Source organism: Mycobacterium sp. 852013-50091_SCH5140682 (assembly GCF_001665685.1).
Lineage (GTDB): Bacteria > Actinomycetota > Actinomycetes > Mycobacteriales > Mycobacteriaceae > Mycobacterium.
In genome coordinates this window covers 106288-114652 of sequence record NZ_LZTB01000013.1, presented here as the reverse complement: position 1 = coordinate 114652, position 8365 = coordinate 106288, and the positions used below count along the sequence as shown (strand labels likewise).

Below are 8365 nucleotides of genomic sequence, written 5' to 3'. Positions count from 1 at the left end.
GATCTACACTTATGCGATCGTCGGCAGCGTCAGATGTGTATAAGAGACAGCCGGTGGGCGGCGGCCGTACGCGCCACGACACACACCGGGTGGGTGACAAGCGATCTCAAGCGATGAATGGAGTGGCCAGTGGCCGAATGTCCGAGTGAACCGACAACCGACGCCGCGGGGGTCGCCTTCGCGGCACCGCCGGGTGAGGCGACAACGACGCCTCGCCTTCAGGGGCGGCTGGGCGTCGGGAGCATCGTCTTCGCGATTCTTGCTTGGGCGGCACCGCTTCTCGTCGTCGTCGGTCTGATGCCGGCCATGATCGGGTTCGCGGGCGAGGGAGTCGTTCCCGGCCTTCTGCTCACGATGGTCATCCTCCTCGTCTTCTCTGTCGGCTACGGAGCGTTGACTCGGTACGTCGACCGGCCAGGCGCGTTTTATACCTACATCACAGCGGGTTTGGGTAATCGTCTCGGTCTCGGCGGTGCATTTGTTGCGCTGTTCACTTATTCGGTGCTGTTGCTGTCGACCTGGGCCGCCTTCGGGTTCTACGCGAGGCAGTTCTTCGTCGAAGGGCTGGGCCTCTTCTCGATGCCCTGGTATGTATTCGCCTTGGCCGGTGTCATGCTCACCGGTCTGTCCGGCTACGTGCAGGTGGAGTTCTCCGCCAAGACCCTCGCGGTTGCGCTGAGCGTCGAGGTCCTCCTCGTGCTGCTGGTGAATCTCCGCATCTTCTTCGACGGAGGCCCCGACGGTGTGCCGGCCGCGGCATTCACCTGGAACGGAGTCGCGTCCGGCGGATTCGGTCTGGCGGTGCTCTTCGCTTTTCTCTGCTTCGGCGGTTTTGAGTCGTCGGCGATCTATCGCGAAGAGGCCAAGGATCCGATCAAGACCGTCCCGCGGGCGACCTATGCCGCGGTGGTCGTCATCGGATCCTTCTACCTGCTCGCCGCCACCGCAATGCTCACCGGCATCGGTTCGGGAGGTATCGAGGCGGCACGGCAGGGCGCCGATGTGTCGACGATGTTCAGCGACCTCGCTCTGAAGTACGTCGGCGCCGTGATGCCCAGCATCGTCAACGGTTTGGTCATTCTTTCGACCTACGCGACATTGCTCTCCCAGCACAACGCTGTGTCGCGTTACCTGTACTCGTTCGGTCGCGACGGGGTCCTGCCTGCCGTGCTCGGAAAGGCGCATCCGAAACACCACTCCCCGTTTCGCGCGTCGCTGTTGGTGACATGCCTGGAGATCGTCGCAGTGCTCGTGATCGCCGCCGTCACGGCTTTCGAGGCTGTGGGGACCGACGCCTTCGTCGTGTACATCCGGGTCAACGGGGTCGGCGCAGTCGGGATAGTGGTGCTGCTCTGGCTCGTGAGTCTTGCCGTGTTGATGTACTTCAAGAGGAACCCGGTACGGGGTACCGGCGGCGGTCTATGGCGCACGGTGGTCGCGCCGTTGCTGGGGCTGGCGGGGATCTCCGTGGTGTTCGTGCTGAGCGTGTCGAACCTCGACAAACTCATCGGCGCGGGCCCGCTCGTCTCCGCGGCGCTTGCCGTTCTGGTGCCGCTCGTCTTCGTCGTCGGTTGGGTTTACGGGAACGTGCTGCGCAACCGCCGAGCAGACGTGTACGCCCGGATCGGGCGACAGTAAACCATTGAGCAGGTCAATATCTGGGAAAAGAGGACAACGGAACGTGGTCGGCACACGACTCGAAGGCAAGGTCGCAGTTCTCAGCGGGGGTGCGCGCGGGATGGGACTGGCGCATACCAGGGCCTTGGCGAATGAGGGCGCGCGCGTCGTCTCCTTCGACATCAACGAAGGTGAAGCACCGGCATTGGTCGACGAGTTCGGCTCGGACCGCCTGTTGTTCCTGAAAGGGGATGTCAGGTCCGGCTGGGACTGGGAGCGAATTGTGGCCGCAGGCCTCGAAAGGTTCGGGAGCATCGACGTTCTGGTGAACAACGCGGGTATATCACCGATTCAGTCGTTGGAGAGCGTTTCTGAAGAGGACTACCGTCGCGTGATCGACATCAACCAGGTCGGAACATTCCTTGGCATGCAGGCGGTCCTCCCGGCCATGCGGGAGCGCGGAGGCTCGATCGTGAACATCGCCTCGACCGCGGCGTTGGTGGGGTTTCCCGACATCTTCCCGTACGTCGCATCGAAGTGGGCCGTGCGAGGCATGACGAAGGCTGCTGCACTGGAACTCGCCGAGCTGGGCATCCGGGTCAATGCGGTGTGCCCCGGTGACACAGACACCCCGATGATCCGGGAGAACATCGAATCCGGTGCCGGGGGTTCGATGCCTCCAACAGATGAGCTTCCGTTCAAGCGGTGGGCACGAGCTGAGGAGATCTCCTCTGCCGTAGTATTTTTGGCTTCGGACGAGTCCTCCTATATGAGCGGTTCAGAGATCGTGGTGGACGGTGCCTACACAGCGCAGTGAGCGCGTGACGTCGCCGGGGGAGTGCACAGAGGAATATCCGGACAAGCGCCTTGCCGGCCAGATCGTTTTGGTGAGCGGTGCGGGCCGCGGAATGGGAGCCGCCCATGTGCGTGCGCTGTTGACGGCAGGGGCACGTGTCGTCGGCTTTGACGTCGCTGCAGGGGCGGGTCCTGAGATCCTCTCGGAAGTCGGAGATGAGCGATTTTGTTGGCTGTTGGGAGACGTGACTTCAGCAGCCGACTGGCGGCGGGTGGTCGATGAGTGTGCGTGCCGGTTCGGCCCGCCGAGCGCGCTGGTGAACAATGCCGGGGTGGTCGGGATCGGCCGCGTCGACACTGTCTCCGAGAGCGAGTACCGCCGCGTCATCGAGGTGAATCAGCTTGGACCGTTCCTCGGCATGAAGGCGGTTCTCGAGCCCATGAAGAGAAGCGGGGGAGGATCGATCGTCAACATCTCCTCCACGTCGGGGATGGTCGCGTTCCGCGACAATTTCGCGTACGTCGCGTCGAAATGGGCGCTGCGGGGGATGACCAAAGCGGCATCAATCGAGTTGGCGCATTTAGGTATTCGCGTGAACACCGTCCTTCCTGGCGAAACCGATACTCCGCTGCTGCGTGCGGATCCCACCGCGCTGCCACCCGAAGCCTCCCACTTCGGACGGTGGGCCCGCCCCGAGGAGATCTCGGCCGCGGTGGTGTTCTTGGTGTCAGAAGAATCCTCATACGTCAGCGGGGCTGATGTCGTGATCGACGGCGGCCACACCGCGAAGTAGCGCCAGGTCGCGTTACCTGATCTCGCGCGGGAGAGAACCAGCAATGAATCAGCCAATTCGCTTCGGACTCATAGGAACCGGTCGCATCGGACGGATGCACGCCGCCAACATTTTTGAGCACCCGGAAACCGTGCTCGCGTCGGTCGCCGATCCCGTCGTCGACGGAGCAGCTGATGTGGCCGCCCGGTACGGAGGAACGGTCACGGACTCTCCGGAGGAGTTGATCGAATCCGGCGGCATCGACGCCGTGCTCGTGGCATCCCCGACACCCACTCACGTCGAACTTATCGAGGCGTGTGTGGATGCCGGCCTACCGGTGCTCTGCGAGAAGCCGATCGACCTCGACATCGCGTGCGTCGATGCACTGCGCCCCAAGGTCGCTGAATCCGACGTACCGGTCGCGTTGGGTATCAACCAGCGTTTCGACCCCGCGTTCGCCGAGGTCCATGCCCGAGTACGCGACGGGCAGATCGGGGAGCTCGAACAGCTTGCGATCGTCAGCCGGGATCCCGCACCGCCGCCCGCGGACTACATCGCAGTGTCGGGAGGAATTTTCCGGGACATGACGATTCACGATTTCGAGATGGCACGCTTCTTCGTGGGTGACATCGTGGAGGTGAGTGCGACGGGTGCCCGGCTGTTCGACTCCGGCGCCCGCGAACACGGTGATTTCGACACGATTGCGGTGACGCTGCGGGCAGCTCGCGGTGCCCTCGTCACGATCACGAACTCACGGCACAGTGCCATCGGCTACGACCAGCGCCTGGAGGCTTTCGGCGCCAATGGCGTACTACAGGTTGCCAACGCACCTACGAGTCTTGTCAGCTTCTCCTGCGCCGGGATGGTCGAATCCAGGTCGCCCTACGTCGAGCCGTTCTTGGAGCGCTACGCACGGGCCTACGCGCTCGAGCTCGTCGAGTTCGTGAAGCTCGTACGCGGTGAGCGATCTTCCAGCCCCACCTTTGAGGACGGCCGCGCGGCTCTGCTCATCGCAGATGCCGCACAACGTTCGGCAACCATGGGAGAAGCGGTCGGCCTCGACCTGAGTTGAGCCGGCAGGCAGACGTCGCGACGAGCGGCGGGGCGCTGCGCCACATCCGTGACTCAGCGCCCCGCGCTTCGGATTACGTACCGTACGTCGTCTCGCCGCTGACCTCAGGGATGTCGACCCATGCGCCGGACTCAGCGCTGCGCAAGGAGGCGTCGACCAACTCGGATGCGGCCCAGCCGTCGGCCGCCGACGGGGCTAGCTGTTTTCCTTCGGTCACCGAGCGCAAGAACAGCCACGCCTCAATGGTTTTCAGGTCGTTGAACCCGATGCCCGGGCCGGGACCCGGCTGGAAGCGCCGGAACTCGCCGAAGGAGGCGTCGGTCTGGATGGTGCGATAGCCGCGGCGATCCTCGGCGAACTCCAGCTGGTTCATGCGCTCGAAGTTCCAGCGCAGAGAACCCTGCGTGCCGTAGACCTCGACGATGTACTCGGCGTGCGGTCCGATGGCCACCCGTGTCGATTCCAGCATGCCGATCACTCCTCCCTCGAAACGGGCGAGTAGTGCTGCATAGTCTTCGTTTTCGACTTTGCGGGTCACGTCCGAGGCTGCGCCCATGTCGAAGGTATTCGATGAATTGCCTGCCGGAACGGGCCGTTCCGGAATGAAGGTTCCAGTGAGCGCATTGACGGAAGAGATTCGGCCGACGAGGTATTGGGCGAGATCGAAGCCGTGGCTGAGCACATCACCGAGAACCCCCGAGCCCGCGTACGCCTGCTCGTAACGCCAGGTGAAAACCTGCGTCGGATCCGAGGCGTAGCCGGTCAGCAGGCGGATCTGCACGTTGGTGATACGTCCAAGAGCGCCGGAGCGGATGAGGCGGCGGGCTTCCGCGACAGCGGGTGCGTGCCGGTAGTTGAATCCCACCGCGGTCACGAGTCCCGCGGCTGCGGCACCCTCGGCGATCTCGCGCGATTCGCGGGCGCTGCGGCCCATGGGCTTCTCGATCCAGAAGTGCTTGCCGGCCTCGATTGCGGCCAGCGCGATCTCGTGGTGCAGGAAGTTCGGCGAGCAGATCGAGACGACGTCCACATCGGGGTGGGCGAGCACCTCGCGGTAGTCGGTGGTCGTATTCCGGTAACCCAGCGCCGTCTCGGCGTGGGCGCGTCCGGCGTCGTCCGGATCGGCCGCGATCACGAGCTCCGCGTGATGCGGAAGCTCGGGGAAGAATTGTGGGACGGCAAGATAGGCACGCGAGTGCAGGCGCCCCATCCACCCGACCGAGATGAGACCGACTCCGATGCTGTTCTGCGGCTTCAACGGAATTCCTTTGTATTGATGGTGATGTCCGGGGACGCCTCCCCGCGCAACGCTGATCGGCATCCATTGACAGCCTAGGAACGAGCGGGAGGTCCATGGTGTGTCAATGTGAAACATCTGATCCCTGAATCCGGCGGCTGTACTGGAGTTCGACATTGGACACGCCGAGGACGAGGGAGTTCCGGAAATCATGGTGGAACGGGCGCCAGGGATCTGTTCCGAGCACGCGCGGGTACTCGTCACGGGTGCCACCTCAGGTGTCGGAGAGGCGACGGCACGTCTGTTCGCCAACCGTGGCGCACGGGTTGCCTTACTTGCCCGGCGATCCGAGGAACTGCAGCGAGTGGTCGCCGATCTAGGGGATGGTGCGAAGGGATTCGTCGCCGACGTCTCCGATCCAGAGTCGGCCTCGACCGCAGTACGCGATGCCATCGAAGCGTTCGGTGGTTTGGACGTGGCTGTGAATGCCGCAGGTGTCGCTGGTTACGCTTCGCTGGAAGACCTGAGTGACGAATGCTGGCGCGAGGTCATCGATACCAACCTGTCGGGAACGTTCACCGTCTCGCGGGTCGCCGGTCTGCACATGCGGGATGCGGGCGCAGGCGCGATCGTCAATGTAGCCTCTGACCTTGCTTCGATGGGAGTCCCCGGGCTCGCTCACTATTGCGCGGCCAAGGCGGGTGTGGTCGGTCTGACCCGTGCGCTGGCGCTCGAACTCGCCCCTGCCGTGCGCGTCAACGCCGTCTGCCCCGGCCTGATCGACACGCCCATGCTGAGAGCAGGGCTGGCTCACGAGGCAGACCCGCAGCGGGCGCTACGCGACAAAGAGGCCACTGTGCCGCTCGGCAGGCTCGCCACACCTGCGGAGGTGGCTGCGGCGATCGCCTTTTTGGCATTCGACGGCACCTTTGCGACCGGAACCGCCATGGCCTTCGACGGGGGCACCTCGGCCGCCTGATAAGCGCAGCGTGCCCACTGACCCGCACGTGATCCCGCTCGTGGCAACGAGATCCGAACATCCCTGATACCGACATCCAGTACGCGAGGAGCAAACCCAGCCATGCAACAGTCGAACACCAGCGATCTCCGTAGCGCCCGCTGGTTCGGTCCGCACGATCTCACCGGATTCGTGCACCGCACAGCGATTCAGGCGGAGGGATTCTCCCGGTTTGCCATCAAAGACCGTCCTGTGATCGGGATTGCCAACTCGTGGTCCGAACTGGTGAACTGCAACATCCACTTCCGGCTCCTCGCGGATGCGGTCAAGCGCGGCGTACTGCTCGCCGGAGGTTTGCCGTTGGAGTTCCCGACGATCTCCCTCGGCGAGAGTCTCATGAAACCGTCGGCCATGTTGTTTCGCAATCTCATGGCGATGGATGTCGAGGAATCCATTCGCGCCTACCCGTTGGACGCCATCGTGCTGCTCGGCGGCTGCGACAAAACCGTGCCGGCTCAATTGATGGGGGCCGCAAGCGCGGATATCCCGACGATCATGTTGACCGGGGGACCCCAGGAGCCCGCGCATTTCCGGGGGAAGCAGCTGGGCGTCGGCACCGATACGTGGCGCTACGCCGACGAACTGCGGGCCGGCAGGATGACCCAGGAGGACTTCGATGAGCTGGAGGCCGCCGCAAAGCCGACCGCCGGCCACTGCAGTGAAATGGGAACCGCCTCCACGATGACATCTATCGTCGAAGCGCTCGGGATGTGCCTGCCAGGAACCGCTTCGATTCCCGCAGTCGACTCCCGCCGGGCCTCGGCGGCCGAGGCGACCGGTCGGCGCGCGGTGGAGATGGCGATCTGCCAGGGGCCGAGGCCGAGCGAAGTGTTGACCGCCGAAGCGTTCGACAATGCCATCACCCTGCTCATGGCGGTCGGCGGTTCGACCAATGCCGTCGTGCACCTCCTGGCTCTTGCCCGCCGCGTCGGGGTGGACCTGCCGCTCGACCGGTTCCACCAGATCTCGCAGCGCACTCCACGCATCGTGAACGTACGACCCTCCGGCGAATACCTCGTAAAGCAACTCTTCGAGGTCGGTGGTATCGCCGCGGTACTCAAGGAACTCGACCCGCTGTTGAACCCCGACGCGCTCACAGTCAGCGGGAAGACGCTGGGTGCGGGCTACGCGTCGGCGCCGCATCCCGATCGCGCGGTGATCAGCACACTAGGTGAACCCTTCGACACCGCAGGCGGTATCGCCGTCGTTCGCGGATCCCTCGCGCCCAACGGAGCGGTGATCAAGCGGAGTGCGGCCTCGCCCGAGTTGCTGCAGCACCGTGGGCCCGCCGTCGTCTTCGAGGACATCTACGATCTCGGCCGGCGCATCGATGATCCCGAGTTGGGCATCAGCGAAGACTCAGTTCTGGTGCTGCGCAACAGCGGTCCGGTGGGCGCTCCCGGCATGCCGGAATGGGGAATGCTGCCGATCCCCCAGCACCTGCTGCGCAAGGGGGTGCGGGACATCGTCCGCATCTCGGACGCTCGGATGAGCGGAACTGCGTTCGGTACCACGGTCCTTCACGTCGCCCCCGAATCTGCCGTCGGCGGACCTCTGGCGGCGGTGCGCGACGGTGATCCGATCGTGCTCGACGTCGAGAACCAGCGGCTTGATCTCGACATCCCGGCCGAGGAGATCGCACGCAGACTCGCGGAGACGAAGATGCCTGAGCCGAAATACCGCCGCGGTTACGGCCGACTGTTCCTCGATCACGTGTTGCAGGCCGATCAGGGCTGCGACTTCGACTTCCTGCAGGGTCTGCCGGATGAAGAGCCACAGCGGCTGCCGTACGGCTTGATGAGCGGTTGGCAGGGCGGCTGGTGATCATGCCACCGGGACAGAAAGGAAGTACC

Annotated in this window: 7 protein-coding genes; 6 read left to right on the top strand and 1 reads right to left on the bottom strand. The window is 64.2% G+C overall.

The genetic code is table 11. The annotated features are described in order from the left end of the window. The first annotated feature begins 129 nt into the window (after positions 1–129). From A5784_RS05640 to A5784_RS05625, 4 genes are read left to right on the top strand one after another with little or no spacing between them, the layout of a single operon-like run. On the top strand, positions 130–1638 hold the full coding sequence (locus tag A5784_RS05640) for an APC family permease (protein WP_197514646.1): 1509 nt from the start codon (positions 130–132) through the stop codon (positions 1636–1638). 43 nt (positions 1639–1681) lie between these two features. Then, positions 1682–2434 (top strand): SDR family NAD(P)-dependent oxidoreductase, encoded by a 753-nt coding sequence (locus A5784_RS05635; RefSeq protein WP_082944677.1) that lies wholly within the window; start codon positions 1682–1684, stop codon positions 2432–2434. Then, entirely contained in the window at positions 2415–3206 is a 792-nt protein-coding gene (locus A5784_RS05630) for an SDR family NAD(P)-dependent oxidoreductase (RefSeq protein WP_156750395.1), read from the top strand. Before A5784_RS05635 ends, A5784_RS05630 begins: the two co-directional genes overlap by 20 nt. A gap of 43 nt (positions 3207–3249) precedes the next feature. Beyond that, complete coding sequence (locus A5784_RS05625) at positions 3250–4257, top strand: Gfo/Idh/MocA family protein (RefSeq protein ID WP_064943140.1); 1008 nt, start codon at positions 3250–3252, stop codon at positions 4255–4257. A 73-nt stretch (positions 4258–4330) separates the two neighbouring features. Here the strand turns inward: A5784_RS05625 and A5784_RS05620 are convergent, their stop codons facing one another. After that, entirely contained in the window at positions 4331–5515 is a 1185-nt protein-coding gene (locus A5784_RS05620) for a Gfo/Idh/MocA family protein (protein ID WP_064943138.1), read from the bottom strand. 190 nt (positions 5516–5705) lie between these two features. On the opposite strand from A5784_RS05620, the gene A5784_RS05615 reads away from it, so the two are divergent. Both A5784_RS05615 and A5784_RS05610 read left to right on the top strand, forming a co-directional pair. Continuing rightward, positions 5706–6473 (top strand): SDR family NAD(P)-dependent oxidoreductase, encoded by a 768-nt coding sequence (locus A5784_RS05615; protein WP_064943136.1) that lies wholly within the window; start codon positions 5706–5708, stop codon positions 6471–6473. 102 nt (positions 6474–6575) lie between these two features. Then, the gene (locus tag A5784_RS05610; RefSeq protein WP_064943134.1) at positions 6576–8336 is read left to right on the top strand and encodes an IlvD/Edd family dehydratase; all 1761 of its coding nucleotides are present in this window, start codon (positions 6576–6578) and stop codon (positions 8334–8336) included. Positions 8337–8365: the final 29 nt, after the last annotated feature.